Raw genomic sequence first — 21679 nt, 5'->3', positions numbered from 1 at the left:
GTAAAAATCACCCTTATCTATTTAAAATTTGTTTAATAACTTCAACCAAAACAGACTTCATTTCATCAATCGATAAAATGGAATCCTTTCTGATTGCAAGCTTACAAGTCGAAATCACAGTCTCAATCGTCAAAGAAAGAATATATAATTTTTGTGAATCAGAATATTCCTTTGAGAACAACTGTGAATACTTGTTCAAAATATATTTCAGCGCAGTGTCTGTTTCAGAAAATCTCTTATCATTTTCTACCTTAGCATACAACGCCCAGTTCAAATTACTCGCAACAAGTTCAAACTCAAAAGGATTAGCAATGTAATAATCAATAATATAATCCAAAAAACTAATAAACCTTTCAATATGATCTTCTTGTGTGCACTTCTTCTCAGTTTCCACCACCAAATCTGTAAGCTTCTTCAGGACAATTTGTTCCTTCAAATCTTCCTTATCCTTAAAATAAGAATAAAAAGTTCCCAATCCCAAATCAGTGTTGCTCATAATATCTCTGATAGTCGTCTTATCAACGCCTTTTTTCTCAAACATCTTAACCGCAGACTGAATTATTTGTAATTTATTATCTTTTTTCTTTTCGTCCAAATACGACACAACTAACCTCCTTTCATCTATTGAACACCGTTCATTTCTTTTGACGTTTTATATTGTAACACTTTTTTGAACTATGTTCAACATTTTTCCTAAATTTTTTTATTTTTATTTTTTCGCTTTAAAACGTTGAAAATTCAACATTTGTTTTGCAAATTTCGTTTTTATTTGATATTTTTTAATTTCATAAAACAAATTTTTTGAAATTTTGTAACATTTATTTATAAATTTTCGGGGGTTGGAGTCTGATGTGAATTTGGACAAAAAAATACCGTGGATCTAGTCCACGATATAATTTGTAATATTTTATTTTATATTCATGATAAAATCTCTTTTTTCCATAATTTCTTCTGTTTTTGGACCATAAGAAACGTAAGAGATTTCTGTGTCTAATTCTTTTTCGATGAATGTCATGTATTTCAAGAAGTTTACTTCGAACACATCATTCCAACCGTCAAATTCTTTGTATATTGGTTTTGCTTTTTTGAAATCATTTGAAATGAATGGCATTTTTTGTTCAACTCCATCAATTTCATATCCAACGCATACTTTTACTTTGTCGTAGCCGTTTAATACGTCTGCTTTTGTCATGACAATTGAGTTGATTTTGCTCTTTTTGATTGCATAACGAAGTTGTGCAAGGTCAATCCAACCTACACGTCTATTTCTTCCAGTTGTAGCTCCGAATTCATTGCCTAATTTTCTAAGCTTGTCTGCTTCTTCATCGAACAATTCTGTTGGGAATTCTCCTTCTCCAACTCTGGATGTGTATGCTTTTACAACTCCCATTATTGTGTCATCATCAGTCAATGTAACATCTGCTGCTGATGCGCTGTAAGCAGTAGTTGTGCTTGATGTAACGTATGGGTATGTTCCTGAGTCTAAGTCAAGCATGATTCCTTGTGCACCTTCGAAAAGAACTTTTTTGTTTTTGATTTCTTCTTCGATTTCAGATGCTGATGTAAATGTAACGCCCAATTTTAATAATTGGTCGAACTTGTCAAGCAAATAATTTACTGTTTCGTCTACATCGATGTGCATTTTGCCTTCGTAGATGTTGTTTTTCAAATAAACTATTTCTTCAACGCGTTCTCTTAACAATTCATCGTCAAACAAATCAATAATTCTAACGTTTTGTCTAGCAGCTTTGTCTTGATAAGCAGGTCCGATACCTCTTTTTGTAGTTCCGATAGGATTTTTTCTCATAGATTCCAACAATCCGTCTTCTTCTTTGTGGTAAGGTAGAACGATAAATGTTTCTACATCTACCATAAATCTCTTAGAAATTCCTGGGAAATCAGCTTCCAAAACTTTCAACTCTTCTATCATTTGTTCTAATTCTATAACCATTCCTTTTGCCAAGAATCCCTTAGAATCTGTGTCAAAAGTTATAGATGGTAGTAAATGATGTACGTACTTTTTGTCCTTAAAATAAATAGTATGTCCTGCGTTGGCACCACCAGAAGATCTTACAATAATATCATTAAATTTGGAAAAGTAATTTACAACCTTTCCCTTACCTTCGTCTCCCCATTGTGCACCAATTATCGCTAATTTATTCATAACAACTTCCTTTCAAATTATTAGATTCATTTAACTGTTAAGTTAACTACAAATCACAACTACTAATTATACCATATTCCCACATTTAAAAATAGTGTAAAACAGGTAATTTGACTGATTTGTTATTTTGAATTATTCTTTTATTTATATTATACACCAAGTTATATCTAATTCTGATACCAACAAAAAAGTCCTCACCAAATCTCTACCAAAATCTAATGAGAACTTCTGAAAAGTCACTGATAAGAATATTTCAATTTGCTATTAAATCATATTAAAATTACGAAAATTACGTAAAAAATTACCAGCACGGAAATTGATCCAATTTTTAACTTTTTTGATGTTTCCGACAAAAATGTATCTGCGGCTAAACTAAAAATATTAATTCCCACTAAAAGAATCAATGTGATTTTTGATATTTCAATATTTTTCTTGTTAACTATAAACATTAAAATTAATGTTATCAAATAAACTAATTTGCTTATTGTAGATAAGTACTTGCTTTTCATTCTTCTCCTTCTTGATAGTGAATATTCTTATCATTTATATAATAATTTTTGATTTCTCATTTGTCAATAAAAAAACTAGCTATTTCTAGCTAGATTTTTCTAATATTCTCTTTTAATAATATTCACGATTTCTTTTTTGTAATCGTCTGTGTTTGGATAGCCCACAATGAAATATCCTTTGTCTTTAACTTGGCCGACTATCATTTGGTTTCTGTATAATTTGTTCTCTCCAGTTCCCAAATATCTCATGTCTGTGACAAATCCTATGATAATTCTCTTCTTGTCTGATAACTTGTACTCTTCTTCATAATCTTTCATCACAGAAAAAGCCATGATTTCTCCTGCAACACCATCGTCAATCGACAATCCATCAAGGCATGCTATCAAAACGTCCGCTTCTTTTAGCTTCGCCATGTCATTTCTTGCGATGTCGATGTCAGTGATTGTAGCATCATTATCTTTTTTGTTGTTTATCGAATCATTTCGTTGTGGCACATACAAATCAATGTCCACTTCTTTCTCTATAAATCTCGCCAAATCTTCAGTCCAACGAAACATAGCGTCGTTGAAGAAATGTGATGCAAAATATCCTTTCATTTTTCACCTCAATTAATTTTATCATATATTTGGTGCGTATAATTATAGTTAAAACATTAACCCTCACTTTAAAGATTGAAACAATGTGATTATATGTGGTATCATAAAAATATATTTTAGGAGGTTCTCAATATGGAAAATTTAGATTTTTTACAAGAAATTTTAATGACTTCTTCTCCATCTGGCGACACTAAAGTCGTTATGGAAAAAGTTAGAAAAAAATTCGAAGAATTAGGAAAAGTTGAAATCAACTTCACTAACAAAGGTGCAATGGTGGTTACTCTTCGTGGTGAAACTGACGAAAAACAATCTACATTTGCAGCTCACGTGGATACATTGGGATTAATGGTTAAAGAAATCAAACCTAACGGAAGATTAAAAACATTCTTAGTAGGTGGATACGCATACAACTCTGTTGAAAATGAATACGTAACTATCTCTACAATGTCTGGCAAAAAATACACTGGAACATGCTTAAACGACAAACAATCAGTTCACGTTTACGGCCCAGAAACTAAAAGCAACGAAAGAAATGCCAAGACAATGGAAATCAGAATCGACGAAAAGGTAGAATCAGCTGAAGATGTAAAAAAACTTGGAATTAACGTTGGTGATTTCATCTATTTAGATTCAAGAACACAATTAACAGAAAGTGGATTCGTAAAATCAAGACACTTAGACGACAAAGCTTGCGTATACGTATTATATGAAACAGCAAGATATTTTGTAGAAAACAACATCACTCCAAAACACACTCTTAACTTCTTCATCTCAAACTACGAAGAAGTTGGTCACGGTGCATGCTACGGAATTCCAGAAGAAACTGACGAATTCATCGTTGTTGATATGGCTGCTCCTGGAGACGGACAAACATCTTCTGAATTTAAAACAACAATTTGTGCAGCAGATTCTTCAGGTCCTTACGATTTAGAATTAAAAGAAAGATTAGTTAGAATTTGTGAAGAAAATAATATTCCTCACGCAGTTGACATCTACCCATTCTACAGTTCAGACGGATCAGCAGCATTAGAAGCAGGATATAATTTGAGAGTTGCTTTGATTGGCCCTGGTGTTGATGCATCACACGCAATGGAAAGAACTCACCAAGAAGGATTACAAGCATCTATCGATTTGTGTATTAAATACATCGAAGACAAGAAATAAATTTTATCTTACTTTAAATAAAAAACCAAGAACGTATTAATAATCCAATACATTCTTGGTTTTATTTTTATTATTCTAAAATTTAGTAAATCAACCTTTTATATAAATTTTCTTTGCAACCATTGATATAGCAACAACTCCAATACCAATAAATAAATATTGGTTCATTGATTTCACATTAAATTCCCACGAAAAACGAATGATCCAAATGGTATTATTTGTTATGAAAATTCTTTCATTGACAAACTATCTAAATATCTCATATACCGTCAAATTTTGAACGATATATTTATTAATATATTCTAAAAATATTATTATAAACTTCTTTTTCGTTTAATTTTACCATATTTCTTTCTAAGACCTCTCCTTCTCTTAGCCCAATAATCTTTATCGTACTATTTGAATTAGTCTGCTTTATTATGTCATTAGCTAATTCATATATAGATATTTCCTCTCCAATATCAAAGTTAAATACCCCATTTTCGCATATATTGTTGTAAAAATCATTCCATGTAAAAATAAAACTACTTAAATTAGCTGTAATTTTTTTTATATTTTTATCAGTTACCGTAAGTGGTAAATTGTTTTTAGCCTGTTCCTTAAAAATATTATAAACTGAACCTTTACTTTGCATTATAAACGGGAATCTAACTGATTGTATTACTTTTCCATCAATTGTAATTTTTTTTAGTATATTCTCAACTTCTTGTTTGTCCTTTCCAAAAAAATTAGTTGGATTATACGCTTCATCACTGGAAAGAAAAATAAAACGTTTTAAACATTTCGAATCAAGCATTCTGTAGGCAAGTTTTATTGTTCCACTGACATTGCTATTATGATAGTACTTATTATAGATTTCGTTGTAATAAGTGTTTTTCAGTACAGCTGCATGTATGATCGCAGTTGGATTTAATTTTTCGATAATATTTAGTGTATATTCATCATATATATCGAGTGGAATAAATTTAATGTTTTCATATTTAATATTTTTTTCCAAGATTGCAATGTCATTTTCATTAATATCAACAGCTATAATATAATCATCTTTGTCTATGTAATACTTTAAAAGTTCTCTGCCAACAGTTCCACATACTCCTGTAATAACTACTCTCTCATTCATATTCGTCAGTCTCCTTCTATTTACTCTCCATGAATTTCTATTATCCATTCAAGCGTCTTTATGTCTATATCTTCAAATAAAGGATTCATCGGTGTATTTTTACAAAACAATCAGAATTGGTCAGCTTTTCGATTATCCTACAAAAGTTGGAACTTAATATAATTCTTCATTGATATTTTTGATTATTTCAAAAAATTCCATTGTAGATTTTGAATCAAATCGTACTATAACCACTAATCCATAATCTTCTAATAAAAGTATCATAGAGAGATTTTTTAAATTATAGCATATTGTTTTTTAATTGTCTATATAAAATCATATTATTTTAAAATTGAATTCAGCTTTATTTCGCTAAATTTCTTTGCAATCACCAATATACATTATCAACTTCACAAAAAATTTTCCCATATTTTTAAAATGCTATCTGTTTTCTTTTGGGAAAATTGCAGGAAAACATTGAGTAACTGGGAAAAATTTATTTTTATTAGAAAACTTGAACATATCAACATTTGTTTTCCTGAAAAAATATTTATCGAATAAAAATAAGCCTTCCGTGAAAACGGTACTCACAAAAATCATTCGTTTTCCTAATTTTTCTTTACAAAAATTTTTCAAAAAACTTTGAAAAAGTGCTTGACATAGCTGTTTTATGGTTATATAATACTTATTGCAATGAGGGATATGAAATGAATTATCATTTGGATATCCAATGAATATTAAACTCGATAATTTCGTTCGTTGAATATTCATTTATTAACGAATCGAAAATCACATATAAATATTAAATGAGGGGGAACTGAAATGATTAAGAATAACAGAAAATATTTAGATTTTGCAAAGAAAACATCTCTTGGTTTGAACACAAACATGTCATCAATGGCATTCGCAAGTGTCGATCATTTTAACGAAAGATTCTCTCCATTGTTTGGATCAAGAAGAATCTTCAAGAACAGAAAAAACGCATAGGGGGTAAAATTTATGAGAAAAAATAATATTAGAAAAAGTTCACAAATTAGTTTTAACACAAGTATGGCGAGCATGAATTTTGCTCAAGCGGATAACTTTTACGAAAGAATGACACCATTATTTGGTTCAAGAAAATTAAAGAAAAACAAAAAACAAGCGTAATAACTAAACAAATTAAACAAATAGTAACATCTTAAAAGAATAATAAACAATTAATAAGGGGGAAAATAATATGTTCACAAAAACAACACAAAAACAAATCAGAAATTTCGGTAAAAACTGTACAGTAAGCTTAAGCTCAAACATGGCAAGTATGAACTTTGCACAAATGAATGACTTCTACGAAAGAGTTAATCCTCTTTTCAATACTGAAAGAAAATCAAGAAAGAGCAAAAAACAAGCTTAATTAAACAATTCAATTCCAGATTAAGATATTGAGAAAATCCAATCTGTTAACGTATCAAATTTATTTGACGTTTAAATATGAAATCCAACTTCTACATGAAGTTGGATTTTTTAGTTTATAGATTTTTGGATAAAATGTCACAGATTCTTTCGGATGCGTGCCCATCTCCGTAAGGGTTTGTGGCTTCACTCATTTTGTCGTATTCATTTTTGTCAGAAAGAAGCTTTGTCATTTCGTTGTATATGTCTTCTTCACAAAGCCCAGTTAATTTTAATGTCCCTGCCTCTACCCCTTCAGGTCTTTCTGTTGTGTCTCTCATTACTAAAACGGGCTTACCAAGTGCTGGGGCTTCTTCTTGAATTCCACCTGAATCTGTCATTACGAAGAATGATTGTTTCATGAAGTTGTGAAAATCAACTACATTCAATGGTTCGATGAGTTTGATTCTAGGATGATTGTCAAATACTTCGTTTGCGATTTCTCGTACTTTTGGATTCAAATGTATCGGATAAATCACATATATATCTTCGTTTTCGTTGACAACTCTTTTAATTGCTCTGAAGGAATTTTTCATAGATTCTCCCAAGTTTTCCCTTCTGTGCATTGTTAGAAGAATCATTTTTTTACCTTCGATCAAATTTTCGTTAGAATAATTGTCACGTACTGTTGTTTGAAGTGCGTCTATTACTGTGTTTCCCGTTACGAAAACTTTGGATTCGTCTTTGTTTTCTCGTAGCAAATTATCCCTTGCAGTTGTAGTTGGTGCGAAGTGGAAATCTGCCAACGATCCTATGGCTTGTCTGTTGAATTCTTCTGGATATGGAGAGTATTTGTTGTAAGTTCTAAGTCCAGCTTCCACATGACCTACTGGTATTCTCAAATAAAATGCAGCAAGTCCTGCAACAAAACTTGTCGAAGTGTCTCCGTGAACCAAAACAATGTCTGGTTTTTCTTCTTCTAGTATAGATTTTATTTTGTCCAAAATAGTTGTGGTAACATCGAACAAGCTTTGTCCTTTTTTCATGATAGCCAAGTTGTAGTCTTCTTTGATTTTGAAAACGTCCAACACTTGACGTAGCATTTCTTTGTGTTGTCCAGTTACAAGTACACAAACTTCGAATTCGTCTCTTTTTTTGAGTTCTTTCACAAGTGGACACATTTTAATAGCTTCTGGTCTTGTCCCAAAAACCACCATTACTTTTTTCATTTTTTACCTCTTTTGAAAAAAAGGCGCTGCAAATATTAGCGCCCTTTGATTTGTTTTATAATTTGTAGAAATTGTATTTGTTATCAACATCGATGTTTCTTGTATCAAGTACAACTTTGTCTTTTAATACATCCATGTTTTCTCTGATTTCATCGTGACCAATCATCACGATTACGAAATCAACATCGTCTAAGAATTTGTTCAAATCGTGGTATTGATTTTCCACAACTTCTCTTTTCACCATTGGATCGTAAACTTTTAGTCCATCTCCCAAATGTTCTTTTTGGTGTTGTAACAATTGAAGTGTTGGAGATTCTCTGACATCGTCTACATTTTCTTTGTAAGTCAATCCATAAATACCAACTCTTGAAAAATCTTTTAAGTTGTTTTCTTGCATAATATTGTAAGCACGTTTAAGAACATATTCTGGCATTGAATCGTTGATTTGACGAGCTTTGTAGATTATTTCAGTAAGAAGTGGATAATCTCCAACTAAAAACCATGGGTCAACTGAAATACAATGTCCACCTACACCAGGTCCTGGTGAAAGTATGTTAACTCTTGGGTGTTTGTTGGAAATTCTGATAACTTCGTTGACATCAAGTCCACCTTGGCGACAAATCTTAGCCAATTCATTCGCAAATGCAATGTTGATGTCTCTGAATGTATTTTCAACAACCTTTGTCATTTCAGCAGTTTTGATGTTAGTTAGATTGATTTCACCTTTGCAGAAAGTTGAGTACACTTCCCTAACTTTTTCGCCGTATTTTGGATCGTCAGCGCCAATTGTTCTAGCGTTGTGTTCCAATTCGTAAACCATATTGCCAGGGATAATTCTTTCTGGAGCGTGAACCAAGTTTAATTTCTTGCCTGATTTTTCGATATATTCTTCTACAACAGGTCTAACGTAAGTATCGATAGCTCCCGGTGAAACTGTTGATTCAACAACTATAATCGCATCTTCTTCTGCAGGTTCCAACACTGATTCCACAGCTTTCACTACATAGGAACAATCCAATTTCTTAGATACAGGATCGTATGGAGTTGGTGCTGTAATAATATAGAAAGAAGTGGACACTGGTTTTAATGAAAAAGTGATGTCTGAATTCAAAGCTTTTTCGAAAAGCTCATCCATTCCTTTTTCTTCGAAAGTTAATTCTTTATGCTTTAATTTGTCAATTACTTCTTCTTTAATATCTGTTCCTACTACCTTATTGCCTGATGTTGATAGCATCAACGCTGTAGGTAGACCTATGTAACCTAAACCAATTACATTAATCATAATATTCTCTCCTTTAAAATAAATTTTCTATTCTATTTAATAATCTTTCGTTATTTTTTTGTGGATTCAATTCTGATTGCATTTTTCTGCAGTTTTCTTGAAGCGTGTGGTAGAATGATTGGTCATCTCTAAGTTTGAGCAAAACATTTTTCATTTCCTCATCTGATTCGTGATCAACCGCAACTCCCACATTCCATTCGTTCACAACCTCCGACAAATAAGTGTCCCTTGCGACAATTATAGGAAGCTCTGCGTGAATGGATTCGTATAATTTGTTCGGAAGTGCAATCCTAACATTCTTCATCGACGCATCGTACACTGAGAATATGCAGTCGCATTTCGAATAAAGCTCTGCAATATCATCGTCATAGTAAAATTTGCCACGATATTCAATGAAATCTTTCGTTTCAGCAAGTTCTTTGAAGTAAGTTCCACTCTCGAAACCTGCCATCATCAGATTCATTCCCAAACCGTCCATAGCTTTCGTAAGCTTTTTCAATTCGTTCAAATATCTTAGCCCACCGATGTATCCTACAGTGAAAGTATCGTGCTGGTTTTTCACCCTTAACTTATCATAATCTCTGAATAATTCCAAATTTGGAATGTTGGGCATGAAAACCAAATTATCCTTGCTGTATTTTCCTTCAAAATGTTCCCAGAATTTCATACTAGTCACAATCATCAAATCCACGAATGAAAGCATATTGTTCTCTCTTTTTTTCAAAACAGAAGACACAATATTCATAGGGAAATTCTTCTTGTCGTCAGTCAAATATCTGTGAATATCCGGTACTTCGTATATAATCTTAACCTTGTCGTCGTTGTTTTTCTTGTATTTCGTAGCTATCTCTAGCATATCATAACTTTGAACGTGAATTAAATCCGGTTTAATTCTCTCCAATATTTTATAAGCTTTTTGTGAGAATTTGTAAGTTGGAATAAGCCTTTTCATAGGGTTACTGTTGTCAGCATCTATGTTGATTATTTCCTTCTTGCAAAAATCACGCTTGAAATCATATTTTTCATCTCCACCTTTGTCCCAACAAATAGCATACAAATCGAACTTTTCTTTTACAAGATCCATTCTCTTTATAAGCCTTGGAGGTGGTGTCGTATTAATCAAAAAAGTGTATTTTTTTTGATTTGATTTTTCCATTTTTCATCATCCTATTAATATATTTAACAGTTAAAATTATATCACAACTTCACTAAATTTGCTTATGTTTTCTGTAATCTTTAGAATTTCTTAGGGATTGAAATCAAAAAATCCTACCTGCTTAACTAGCAAGTAGGATAATTGAAGTATGTGAAAAGTTTTGTGTATCAGATCCTCGAAATAATAACCTGATATTATAATCCCAAATATTCTATTATTTCTCCACAGCAAATTCTAGCTGTTTCAGTTTGCCGTTTTCGATAATAAAATTTTTATGTGCAATTTTTTCAAATTCTTTATCATGGCTTACTACAATTATAGTTTTACCCAATTTGTTTAGTTTTACAAGTGTATCAATTACTATCTTTTTATTTTCACTATCTAACGATCCTGTCGGTTCGTCTGCTAACATTATTTCGTATGGCTTAATCATATTTCTCGCAAGAGCTACTCTTTGCTGCTCTCCACCTGATAATTCAAATATTTTTGATTTAAGCTTGTCTTCTATTCCCATATTCATAAGAGCTTTTTTTATAATTGATTTTTTATCTGTACTTCTGCTGTATTTTACTGCCAAATTCAAATTTTCTTGAACTGTCATATTATCAACTAAAGCAAAGTTTTGAAAAAGATATGCTATTTTATACCTTCGTAAAAGTTCAGATTCTTTTCCATTTCTAATTGGATTATGTTTAGAAAAGCAAATCAATTCCCCTTCATCATATTCTTCTAGCGTTCCGATTATATTTAATAGCGTTGTCTTGCCACCACCACTTTTACCAAAAATGCAAATAAAATCTCCTTCATAAATGTCAAGATTAATATTTTCTAATATTTTATGGTTCCCATATTTTTTCGATATATTTTTCAATGATATTTGAGGTTTATCAATATTCATTTAATTACCTTCCTTTATCTTTCTCACTAAACTTTTTTCGTTCTTTTTTACGTTAATAATTTCATATATAAAACAAATAATAGCACTAATAATTGACATTATTAGACAAATTAATAATTTTCTTAAACTCCATCCATCTCTTGGTTCAAAAAACTCAAAGTTTCTAAAATATATCGTGAATAGTATTATCATATAACAAATAATAACACTTACGATAAATCCAACTATAATCTGAAGTATTTTAGTTTTATGAATAGATTTAAAATCATACCCAAGCAATCTGGAGACGTGGATTTTTTGTCCATAATTATAAAAATATGATTCTTCATCTATTTTTATCGTTACAAACAATATTAAAACCGATAGCAAAAATCCTAAAAAATATATGGTCGTTTCTGTTTTATACATTTCTATTTTTTCAACGACTTCGTCATATACGCTCGTGACGAAAAGTATATAGTCAGATGATTGTGTTTTTTGAATGGCTGGTTTTAAATAATCATAGCCCTTATTCGGATTTGGGATGTAGGGATGAAACTTGCCGTTAACCAGTGACGGTATTTTAATCTCTCTAGTAGGTGCTAATTCTTTGCCATTTACCATAACCAAAACATAATTAAATATATCTGGACTAATTATATTTTGCTGGCAATCAAACGTAAAAACATACTGCTTTTTCTTGATTTTGATGTATTTCTCACTGACATCGTCTTTTTGATTCACGCAATTAAAAATATGTGATTTTCTTATATTTTGCTTGTCAAATTCCGTTATTGTAATATTTTCGGGAACAAATACAATCCATTCATCAGAATTTGGCGTATGAGTCGTCAGTGGATTATTTTGTGAATCAACTAAGTTGTTTATTTCAACATAATTCTTGTTAATATAAGCATACCTACCTTTAAAAGCCTGTTTATTTAAATATTCATCATCATTTTCATATTGAATATTTGGCGCGAAGAAAAGTATTGCCCCTTTAGAATCCAATTCATCCCACAAACTACTTAACTTTGGTGCGACTATTTCTTCAAATTTTTCATCATTTTGAACATAAGTCCACGGCCATGCACAAGCTACATTTGCATAATTCTTCGATTTTTCCCACGCATCAAAATATGATGTAGAAGTGAGGTAGTCATTCAGCCCAAACACAGTTACTGTTAAAAGATACAAGACAATAGACAATGAAATTACTTTAAAAATCGCAGGACTTGTTTTATATCTTTTCTTGTAGCCTTTTAGCCACGAAATAGTGCTAACATTCTTAACTCTAAAGTAAAGCATAAGAAAATACATTAGTGTCAATAAAATTCCGATTAATAAAAGCAATATGAATATTTGTTTGATAGCTACTAAAAATCTGATTATTGAGTCTGGGTTTGTCAAATAAAACAAAACGCCAAACATTCCTATCAGCGAAATCAATATTGGAATTTTCAACAAATTCATCGCCTTCTTACAGCAAAAACTCAATTTATCGTGACCCAATAGAGAAATTATAGATATTTCCTTGGAAAGTGATGAATTGTAAATTACAACGCTGAACGCCAAAGCAAAAACAATTATTAAAATAAGCATCGCGTATAATATGGCTTGTTTTTGTGTGATTTCACTAGCAACCGAAAAAGATTTGTCAATTGTAGCATCAATTTCCAATTCTTTTCTACCATTTAATTCGTCGATAAATTTCCCAATATTAGAAGGCGTTCCTTTAATGTGATAATCTCCATTAAAAGTGTGATTTTCAATCTTAGAATATTCAATAAAATCAACTTCCTTGCTTGTTAAAATGCTGTGCTCGGTTACATTTTTGAATCTATTAATTCCGTTGTAATTTTCATCGATATCAATGTTCTTAAATGATTTCTTAAACCACCTCGCATCATCAAGATAAACAAATATATTTATTTTCTGTTTTTCTTTTAATGAGTTTTTAGGTTTGTAAACTTCTTTTATGAAACTAATTTTGTTTTTCTTAGCAATTTTTTGAATTTCAAGAATGTTTTTTTCAGTATTTTGTGGATTAGTGGTTATATTCACAGTAGTGTCGAACTCTCTTATAAAAAACTCCATCAAACGTGAATCTTTGTAAGAGAAAAATCCTAACCCCACAGCAAAAATCAACAAAAATGTCAATAAGCGTATTATTTTTTTCATAAACTATCCCCCCTTATGACTTGCCAATAAAAAACTAACCTTATAAATTCATTATAGGTTAGTCTTCAAAATAAGAGATTAAGTTTTTTTGTATAAAATCTTGCTTTTTTCTTTCTTTTTTAATAAACCGGAATGTTTACATTTGCAATTACCCAATTATCTTTATTGCACACTTCAAATTCTCCATTCAAATGTGTCACAATATCATTCACAATTGTAAGTCCAACTCCAGACCCACTATTTTTTAAGCGATTTCGTGACATATCTCCGCGATAAAATTTATTTTTCACCAATTTCCAATCTACGTTCAAATCATTTTCGACTTCATTTTTAACCGTCAAATTTAATGATTTATCCTTTATCTCAACTTCAACAATTATGGTTGTACCCTTTTTTGAGTATTTGGTCGCGTTCGATACCAAATTATCCAAAATTCTCACGAGTAATTCAGGGTCTGTATTAATTTCTTTACCAGAAGTATTTGCAAATCTAATATCCAAAACATTATCGTTTACTAATGTTTTTCTTTCTTCTTCCCATTGTTTTAAGAATAGTTCGACATCAAATTTCTTAATATTAATAGGAATTTCATTTAAGTTAAATTTCAAATAAGAAAAGAAATCTTCGCTCAAACTATTTAATGATTTCACATTTTCGTAGATAACTTTTATAAACTTTCGTTGCTGTTCATCAGTTAAATTATCTTCATCGTAAAGCAAAGTAGAATATCCTAATAAATTTGATAGAGGTGTTTTAATATCATGTGCTAAATATGTTAGTAAATCTGTTTTTTCCTTATATGCTAGTTCATAATTGTTTTCCATTTCTAATATAAGTTTTCGAATATTAATGAAATCTATTCTTTCGTTAGATAAAGATTCATGGAATTCTCCAATAGCAGGGATTTCGCCTTTAATATATTTAATTCCAGATTCAAAATACCCGCGATATTTTTCGAATTCTTTATTCTGAATATAAAAGCATCCGATGATTATGAAGATTACCCCTAGCATAATGAAAAAATAATTACCAAATCCAAAATAAATCTTATATATTGGACTTAACTCCGCTTCTGTATCGATATTATAAATTATCAAACTATCGATTAATCTATGAAAAACAAATGTAAGAAAAATGACAACAGCTATCCATAAACATTGACTTAGAATAATTCTCTTCATATATGAATTTCCTTTACGCATTAATCTTATACCCCACTCCCCAAATTGTCTTTATTATTGAACTTATTCCATGTTTTTCAAATTTACTTCGTATTCTTCTTATATGCACCATAACAGGATTTACCTCTGTTGATAGCACTTCATCTTTCCATATTCTATAATGTATTTCGTCCATATTATGAACATCATCAGGTTTTTCCATCAACAGCCACAAAATTTCGAATTCTTTCGGCGTTAAAGTTATTTCTATTTCATTGTAAAAGCTTTTATGAGTTTTTCTGTTTAAACGCAAATTTCCTACAACTAGTTCGTCAGGTTCGCGTCCTTCATCGTTTACAGATTTTACAGCAGAAAATTCATAACTTCTTCTAAGATTGGATTTAATCCTAGCGACTAATTCTGTTGGATCAAATGGTTTTATGATATAGTCATCTGCACCCATGTTTAATCCTTGCACTTTATGAATCGAATCTTCCAAAGCCGTCAGCATAATTATTGGAATTGTAGATTTTTCTCGTATTTGTTTGCATATCTCAAATCCATTAATATCTGGAAGCAATAAGTCCAATAATATTAAATCATAGTGATTTTGATCGAAACTTTCTACTGCTTTTTTACCTGTATGAAAAATATCTATCTCCCATCCTTCTGGAATCAAATACATCTTAATTAATTCTGATAAATCAATATCATCTTCAACTACCATAATTCTCATATTTTCTCTCGTCCTTAAATCTTTTATTATATTTCATTGTGTTCAACCAGTTTTTTATCCTCAATGAAAAGAATTCTATCAGAAATTCTTTTTGCTTGGTCTGTATTATGGGTTGAAATTATGATGGTGTAGTTTTGCGACAAGTTTTTCAAAAGATTTTCTATTGCCAATGTGTTTTGCAAATCCAAAGATGAGCAAGGTTCATCAAATATTAATATTTTTGGATTTGTCGTGAGCATTCTGGCGATACAAAGTCTTTGTTTTTGTCCTCCAGATAGTTTGTTGGCATTCATTTTAAGATTATCTTTTAATTCTTCGTACAAGTTCACGCTTTTGAGTATTTGTTCTATTTTTGATTTTTTGTCGTAATTTTTGCCTAAAAAATATTCCAATGTATATGTGAGATTTTTTTCGATAGACATGTCAAATACTGTGGAATCTTGAAACAGCATTGAGATTTGTCTTCTCAAATCAATCAATTTGTATTGTGAGATGTCTTTCCCGTCGAATAAAATTTGTCCAGAATATTGTCCACCATTTTCTGTCAAAAATCCGTTCAAACAAGACAAGAATGTCGATTTGCCCGATCCAGAATTTCCCATTATGCTGATTATTTCGTTTTCTTCAACTGTCAAATTCACATTTTTCAATATGTTTTTTTCTTTGTAGGATATATCTAGGTTATTTATTTGTAATATGCTCAACTATTTTACCTCCCGAAAATACTAGCACCACATAAGCTAATATGTGTAGAATTATCAATATCATAATAAGCACCAAAGCCGTCGCGTAGGCTTTCTCGATTGCGATTGATTGGCTAAGTAGCATGTGCAAATGAAAAGGCAGCGCTGTTACTGGCTTGAACAATCCAACGGAATTATTCATGAACACCGCTCCTGTGAGTAGAAGTGGCGCTGTCGCTCCTATCGCATAACTTCCTGCCAATAGCGAAATCGTTATGATATTTCTAGAAATCATTGGCATTATTAGTTTTCTTATCATATATGTCTTGTCAATTCCAAGAGAAAAACTGTCTTTGATTGTGTTTTTGTTGATTTCTGCTATTGATTTTTCGATATTCACTTCGACAAATGGAAACACAATCAACGAAAGTGCGATGGATGCTGTGAGTAAACTTTTGGATATGTTAAGTGTTACTATGAAAAATCCGTACACAAACATTCCAATTATTATTGAAGGAATGGATGCGATGCATTGTATTATTAACGAAATCACTGATTTCAAAATTTCAGATTTACAATAGAAAACTCTGTAAATCGCACAAAAAACACCCAATAATGTTGAAATTCCCATTGCAATTATCATCAACCAAAAAGATCCAATTATGCTGGATTTTATTCCACCCGTAGTTCCAAGAGGAAGTCCTTGAGGATTTTGTGTCAGAAATTCTAAATTAACAGACGATATCCCCCTAGAAATTAAAAAATAAAAAATCTTGAACACGAAGAAAAACACTACTGCAAATGATAAGTACACCCACAATTTAATCAAAAAATCCTTAAACTTCGTCATAATTATTAGTCCTCTTTTTAGTCACAAAAAGTATTATATCCAGTATAATCACGAAAACCAAAAGCACGAATGAACTTGCATAAAGCGCGTGATAGTGCAAACTTCCCGCTTCACTCATTCCCACTTCCAGCGCAATTAATGAAGCGATAGTCTCTGCTTTCGAGAAAAATTTCGGAAATATCGGTGCGTTTCCTATCACCATCATTACTGCCATAGTCTCTCCAATTGCTCTTGAAAATGCAAGTACGAAACTACTGAATGCACTTTTAAGACTTTGTTTGAGTACGATTTTTCTGATGAAATATTCCTTGCTAATTCCAAAACAGTCCGATTGTCTTTGGTATTTTTGTTTTATCTTTTCAAAAGTTTCAGTCAACACTTCCACAAAATACGGCAAAATCATTATGGATAATATTACACTTCCTGCAAATACCGATTCTCCTGCTGCCATTTTGAAGTTTTTCTCGAAAAATTTCACGATTACAAACAATCCGAAAAATCCGTAAATAATCGAAGGAATTCCCGCAAGAATTCTGATTATCCAACTCACTAAAGTTTTCACTTTATTATTCGTGTAAAACACAATCATAAGCGACAATCCGTAGCTAATTGGAAATGAAAATGCACAAGCCAACAGTGCAATGCAAAAACTTGCCAGAATTATATTGAATGCTCCGAAACTTCCATCCATCGAATCCCACAAATTCCCAAACAAAAACTTATTCACACTGTATTGTTTGAAAAAAGGAAGTGATTCTTTGAACATAAATCCTATCAGTATCATTAATAAAGCTATAGATAAGAAAGCAAAAATATACACCAAAGTTTTAAATATGTTGTTTTTTGTTCTCATAACGACCCCTCAACTTTGCTATTATGTACAAAAAGCAAAGTGATATCACTTTGCTTTTGAATTTATTTGTTAGGAATGAATCCCATATCTTTTATAGTTTCCTTACCTTCTTTTGAGTTTAGATAATCTATGAAAAGTTGTTCTGTTTTTGTCAAATCACCGCTCTTCATAATGATTAAAGGTCTTGAAATATAATATGATTTGTTCAAAATATTTTCTTCAGTAGGTTCTACTCCATCAACTTTCAAAGGAATTAATTTGCCTTTGTTTTGATTTGCGATACCAAATGATGCGTATCCAATTGCGTTTGGATTTTCGATAATCTTAGAAACCAAAGCTCCCATAGTTGGTGCTTGGATTGCATCTTGTCTAACTTTTACATCCTTCATTACTTTCTTTTGGAATACTTCGTGTGCACCGCCGCTCAAATCACGAGTTACAACTACGATATCTTCTTGTGGAAGTGATGGATCGACATCGCTCCATTTTTTGTATTCTCCAGAGAAAATCTTTACTATTTCTTCCTTAGTTAAATTTCCTTGTTTTGCTGCAATTACATTATTTTTTGGATTAACAGCAAGTGTCAATGCGTCTAGTCCCAAGTTGTATTCTTTGTAGTCTTTAACTTTTTCTTTTTCCTTGTCTTTTACATCACGCGCTAACATTCCGAAGTTTGCAACGTTATCCAACACAGCCTTTACTCCTGCACCAGATCCACCAGCTGATACATAAATTGTAATGTTCTTGTCTGGTAATGAAGAATCAACCTTGTCCCAAGTTACATTCTTTTCGATAAAAGTTGTTGAAATCTTGCTGATAACAGGCGCTAAAGTAGATGAACCACTGAAGCTGATTTCGTAATTTTCCTTTGCTTTTGAATCTTCTTTTGATTCTTTCGATTCTGTTTTTTCTGCGGTTTTTTCATTAGAATTAGTTTTGTCAGAATTGTTGGCGCAGCCTGTGAATCCTATCGCCATAACCATCATCAAAACTAATAATTTGTAAAACTTTTTCATATTACCCTCCTAAATTTTATAGTTATATTATATCACATAAACTTTATTTTTATTTATATGAAAACGCTATAAATCTCCCATCATTTATTGAATTATTCTATAATTAAGATTTTGTACGTCGTATTTGATAAGATTATATTAACAAGGCAATGCAAATTGTCTAAAAAATAGGAGGTAATTTATGGATAGTAAAGAAGTATTGGCTGAAAACTCAAAATTATTTGGAGAACATTTACCAGATGTAGCTAAGAATTTCTCTGGTATGTGTGGAGAAATTTTTAAAGACGGAAAATTATCTTTGAAGGAAAAAGAATTGATAGCTCTTGCAATCGGAATTACTGTAAAATGCGACGGATGTATCGTTCATCACACTAAAGGATGTATTGATGCAGGTTGTACAATCGAAGAAATCTCAGAAATGATGGAAGTTTGCGTTGCTATGGGTGGTGGCCCTGCTACAGTTTATGCTGGAAAATCTTTGAGAATTGCTGAAGAATTATTAAAATAATTACGATTGACTAGCTGCAAGCCATGTGCAGCTAGTTTTTTTGGTGGAAATTTTTCTGGATTTGGAATATGATTATGTTTAAAGGGGGAGTTTATGAACGCGGATTATACGAAGAAAATGATAATGGAAAATTTAATCAATCTTCTCAACAGGATGCCTCTGAATAAAATTACGGTGGGAAAACTAGCTGAAGAATGTGGAATCAACAGAAACACTATTTATTATCATTTCAAAGATTTGAATCAAATCATAGACACGATTTTTGAAATAAGACTTAAGAGAGTGTTGAATGAATCGGATAATATTTCTTGGGAGGATAGTTTTATCGAAGAAATGCAGTTTGCTATTGATAACAAAACCGCGATTTTCCACATTTACAATTCTATTTCCAGAAAAACACTGTCTGATTATTTGTACAATAAATCAGGACAAATTATGAGAAACTACATAGAAAATGTGGACAAGGAAATTCACGCTAAAAAGGATGACAAGGAGATTATTATTAAATTTTTCCAAAGTGCGATTACGGATTTAATTATCAGATGGCTAACTTCAGGAATGGATGAGGATATCGAGAAGAAGATTAAAAGGATAGGATTTTTATTAAAAGATACTGTTAAATCTTCATTAACTAGGAGTAAAATGAATTAATTTTTTAGATTTTTTTTCATTTTTGTTAGAATTTTAGGCAAATACACCCTTTTGTCCAAAGACTTTGATTAACGTTTGAGATACAATGAAGTTAAGAGATATATCTAATAGGATAGTTCTAAAAATTTTAATATATGAAAAGGTGGTTATATGAAAATTATAGAAGCTGGAAAAAGATATGGATTTGATAAGGTATTCGATTATGTTGCGAAGGATCCTCAAAAACGAGGGGTACAATTAGTCGAATGGGCAGAAAACCTTTCTCACGGAGATTTTTCGCCTCAAATTAAAATTATAAGGGAAGTTTTCGAAGACGAAAATCACCCTTACCATAGTTTTGTGATGAAAATTTTCCAAGAAGTTGACAAAAAACAAATAAAAAAAGTAGCGTATAACTTTTTTATGAATGCGTCTGTTTTGGGATGGCAAACTCAACAAAAATACAGAGAAGAATACAATTGTAATATTCCATGGGCGATTTTGTTGGATCCTACATCTGCATGTAACTTAAAATGTACTGGATGTTGGGCTGCTGAATACGGCTACAAACAAAATTTAAGCTATGATGAGATTGATTCTATCATCACTCAAGGAAAAGAATTGGGAACTTACATGTACATATACACAGGCGGTGAACCTCTTGTGCGTAAAGATGATTTGATTAAATTGTGTGAAAAACACAACGACTGTGTATTCTTATCATTTACTAATGCAACTTTGATTGACGAAGATTTCGTAGACGAAATGCAAAGAGTTGGTAATTTCATTCCTGCGATTTCACTTGAAGGTTTTGAAGAAGCAACTGACGGTAGACGTGGAGAAGGTGTTTATAAAAAAGTAATCAAAGCAATGAAGATGCTACAAGAACGTCATTTGATTTACGGTATTTCTTGTTGCTATACTTCACAAAACTTTGATTCAATTACAAGCGAAGAATACTACGATTACCTAATAGAGTTAGGGGCGTATTTTGTGTGGTACTTCCACTATATGCCAGTTGGAAATGCTGCTGTAACTGATTTACTACCTACTCCTGAACAAAGAAAACAAACTATCGAAAGACTAAGAAAATATAGAGCTGAAAAACCATTATTCGCATTGGATTTCCAAAACGATGCTGAATATGTTGGTGGCTGTATTGCAGGTGGAAGAAGATATCTTCACATTAATGCATCCGGCGATGTAGAACCTTGTGTTTTCATTCACTACAGCGATTCAAATATCAGAGAAAAATCTTTGTTGGATTGTTTGAGAGCTCCCCTATTTACAAAATATCACGACGGTCAACCATTCAACGATAATATGTTGATGCCTTGCCCAATGCTTGAAAATCCAAACGAACTTAGAGAAATGGTTCATAGCACTGATGCAAAATCTACTGATTTGGAATCTAAACAAACTGTAGATTCACTTTGTGGTAACTGCGATGAATATGCGAAAAACTGGGAAGTTGAAGCAGAAGAAATCTGGGACAAGAGTCCTAAGAAGGAAAGATTCAAAGGTTCATATCACACAATGAATCGCCAAGAAACAATGAAATCAAAATAATTTCAATGAGCAGCTTTTAATAAGCTGCTTTTTGTATGCCAAATT

At 31.5% G+C, this 21679-nt stretch carries 23 protein-coding genes; 7 read left to right on the top strand and 16 right to left on the bottom strand.

What is annotated here, in order from left to right; translation table 11 throughout:
- Positions 1–13: 13 nt before the first annotated feature.
- The 4 genes from DES33_RS05065 to DES33_RS05050 all read right to left on the bottom strand — a co-directional run bounded on the left by DES33_RS05065 (position 14) and on the right by DES33_RS05050 (position 3270).
- Positions 14–604: a TetR/AcrR family transcriptional regulator gene (locus DES33_RS05065; protein WP_094209366.1), complete on the bottom strand. Its 591-nt coding sequence runs from the start codon at positions 602–604 to the stop codon at positions 14–16.
- Positions 605–907: 303 nt separating this feature from the next.
- The gene (locus tag DES33_RS05060) at positions 908–2164 is read right to left on the bottom strand and encodes an adenylosuccinate synthase (RefSeq protein WP_110058288.1); all 1257 of its coding nucleotides are present in this window, start codon (positions 2162–2164) and stop codon (positions 908–910) included.
- 269 nt (positions 2165–2433) lie between these two features.
- Positions 2434–2673: a hypothetical protein gene (locus tag DES33_RS05055; RefSeq protein WP_110058287.1), complete on the bottom strand. Its 240-nt coding sequence runs from the start codon at positions 2671–2673 to the stop codon at positions 2434–2436.
- Between the two features lie 99 nt (positions 2674–2772).
- Complete coding sequence (locus DES33_RS05050; protein WP_110058286.1) at positions 2773–3270, bottom strand: nucleoside 2-deoxyribosyltransferase; 498 nt, start codon at positions 3268–3270, stop codon at positions 2773–2775.
- Between the two features lie 132 nt (positions 3271–3402).
- Here DES33_RS05050 and DES33_RS05045 point away from each other — a divergent pair, with 132 nt between their 5' ends.
- Positions 3403–4434 (top strand): M42 family metallopeptidase, encoded by a 1032-nt coding sequence (locus DES33_RS05045; RefSeq protein ID WP_110058285.1) that lies wholly within the window; start codon positions 3403–3405, stop codon positions 4432–4434.
- A 292-nt stretch (positions 4435–4726) separates the two neighbouring features.
- On the opposite strand, the gene DES33_RS05040 is transcribed toward DES33_RS05045, so the two are convergent.
- The gene (locus DES33_RS05040; protein WP_170111619.1) at positions 4727–5554 is read right to left on the bottom strand and encodes a polysaccharide biosynthesis protein; all 828 of its coding nucleotides are present in this window, start codon (positions 5552–5554) and stop codon (positions 4727–4729) included.
- Positions 5555–6355: 801 nt separating this feature from the next.
- Here DES33_RS05040 and DES33_RS05035 point away from each other — a divergent pair.
- The 3 genes from DES33_RS05035 to DES33_RS09625 all read left to right on the top strand — a co-directional run bounded on the left by DES33_RS05035 (position 6356) and on the right by DES33_RS09625 (position 6926).
- Positions 6356–6520 (top strand): NADH azoreductase, encoded by a 165-nt coding sequence (locus tag DES33_RS05035; protein ID WP_110058283.1) that lies wholly within the window; start codon positions 6356–6358, stop codon positions 6518–6520.
- A 12-nt stretch (positions 6521–6532) separates the two neighbouring features.
- On the top strand, positions 6533–6682 hold the full coding sequence (locus tag DES33_RS05030; protein WP_002835798.1) for a hypothetical protein: 150 nt from the start codon (positions 6533–6535) through the stop codon (positions 6680–6682).
- A 70-nt stretch (positions 6683–6752) separates the two neighbouring features.
- A complete protein-coding gene (locus DES33_RS09625) occupies positions 6753–6926 on the top strand; it encodes a hypothetical protein (RefSeq protein WP_002835799.1) in 174 nt (57 codons plus the stop codon).
- A 115-nt stretch (positions 6927–7041) separates the two neighbouring features.
- Here DES33_RS09625 and wecB read toward each other — a convergent pair whose 3' ends face one another.
- The 11 genes from wecB to DES33_RS04975 all read right to left on the bottom strand — a co-directional run bounded on the left by wecB (position 7042) and on the right by DES33_RS04975 (position 18927).
- Complete coding sequence (wecB, locus tag DES33_RS05025; protein WP_110058282.1) at positions 7042–8133, bottom strand: non-hydrolyzing UDP-N-acetylglucosamine 2-epimerase; 1092 nt, start codon at positions 8131–8133, stop codon at positions 7042–7044.
- A gap of 55 nt (positions 8134–8188) precedes the next feature.
- Positions 8189–9415 (bottom strand): nucleotide sugar dehydrogenase, encoded by a 1227-nt coding sequence (locus DES33_RS05020; RefSeq protein ID WP_110058281.1) that lies wholly within the window; start codon positions 9413–9415, stop codon positions 8189–8191.
- Positions 9416–9428: 13 nt separating this feature from the next.
- On the bottom strand, positions 9429–10571 hold the full coding sequence (locus DES33_RS05015; protein WP_110058280.1) for a glycosyltransferase: 1143 nt from the start codon (positions 10569–10571) through the stop codon (positions 9429–9431).
- Positions 10572–10785: 214 nt separating this feature from the next.
- Positions 10786–11469: an ATP-binding cassette domain-containing protein gene (locus DES33_RS05010; protein ID WP_110058279.1), complete on the bottom strand. Its 684-nt coding sequence runs from the start codon at positions 11467–11469 to the stop codon at positions 10786–10788.
- Positions 11470–13629 carry a hypothetical protein gene (locus tag DES33_RS05005; RefSeq protein WP_110058278.1) on the bottom strand — a complete coding sequence of 720 codons (2160 nt, stop codon included), beginning with the start codon at positions 13627–13629 and terminating at the stop codon, positions 11470–11472.
- A 119-nt stretch (positions 13630–13748) separates the two neighbouring features.
- Entirely contained in the window at positions 13749–14810 is a 1062-nt protein-coding gene (locus tag DES33_RS05000) for a sensor histidine kinase (protein ID WP_227930585.1), read from the bottom strand.
- A 13-nt stretch (positions 14811–14823) separates the two neighbouring features.
- Positions 14824–15525, bottom strand: a complete 702-nt coding sequence (locus DES33_RS04995; RefSeq protein ID WP_110058276.1) for a response regulator transcription factor — start codon at positions 15523–15525, stop codon at positions 14824–14826.
- Between the two features lie 26 nt (positions 15526–15551).
- Positions 15552–16229 (bottom strand): phosphate ABC transporter ATP-binding protein, encoded by a 678-nt coding sequence (locus DES33_RS04990; protein WP_110058275.1) that lies wholly within the window; start codon positions 16227–16229, stop codon positions 15552–15554.
- The gene (locus DES33_RS04985; protein WP_110058274.1) at positions 16207–17058 is read right to left on the bottom strand and encodes a PstA family ABC transporter permease; all 852 of its coding nucleotides are present in this window, start codon (positions 17056–17058) and stop codon (positions 16207–16209) included. Before DES33_RS04985 ends, DES33_RS04990 begins: the two co-directional genes overlap by 23 nt.
- Positions 17045–17911 (bottom strand): phosphate ABC transporter permease subunit PstC, encoded by an 867-nt coding sequence (gene pstC / locus DES33_RS04980; RefSeq protein WP_110058273.1) that lies wholly within the window; start codon positions 17909–17911, stop codon positions 17045–17047. The genes DES33_RS04985 and pstC overlap by 14 nt, the downstream gene beginning before the upstream one ends.
- Before the next feature lie 62 nt (positions 17912–17973).
- Positions 17974–18927: a phosphate ABC transporter substrate-binding protein gene (locus DES33_RS04975; RefSeq protein WP_110058272.1), complete on the bottom strand. Its 954-nt coding sequence runs from the start codon at positions 18925–18927 to the stop codon at positions 17974–17976.
- A gap of 181 nt (positions 18928–19108) precedes the next feature.
- On the opposite strand from DES33_RS04975, the gene DES33_RS04970 reads away from it, so the two are divergent.
- The 3 genes from DES33_RS04970 to DES33_RS04960 all read left to right on the top strand — a co-directional run bounded on the left by DES33_RS04970 (position 19109) and on the right by DES33_RS04960 (position 21634).
- Positions 19109–19435, top strand: coding sequence for a carboxymuconolactone decarboxylase family protein (locus DES33_RS04970; protein ID WP_002835813.1), 327 nt, complete (start codon positions 19109–19111; stop codon positions 19433–19435).
- Positions 19436–19528: 93 nt separating this feature from the next.
- Positions 19529–20086, top strand: coding sequence for a TetR/AcrR family transcriptional regulator (locus DES33_RS04965; protein WP_110058271.1), 558 nt, complete (start codon positions 19529–19531; stop codon positions 20084–20086).
- A 150-nt stretch (positions 20087–20236) separates the two neighbouring features.
- A complete protein-coding gene (locus DES33_RS04960; protein WP_002835815.1) occupies positions 20237–21634 on the top strand; it encodes a radical SAM/SPASM domain-containing protein in 1398 nt (465 codons plus the stop codon).
- The last annotated feature ends 45 nt before the right edge of the window (positions 21635–21679 follow it).

Source organism: Finegoldia magna (genome assembly GCF_003182075.1).
Classification (GTDB): domain Bacteria; phylum Bacillota; class Clostridia; order Tissierellales; family Peptoniphilaceae; genus Finegoldia; species Finegoldia magna.
The sequence above is the reverse complement of the archived record's forward strand: the minus strand, read 5'-3'. Positions and strand labels throughout refer to the sequence as shown.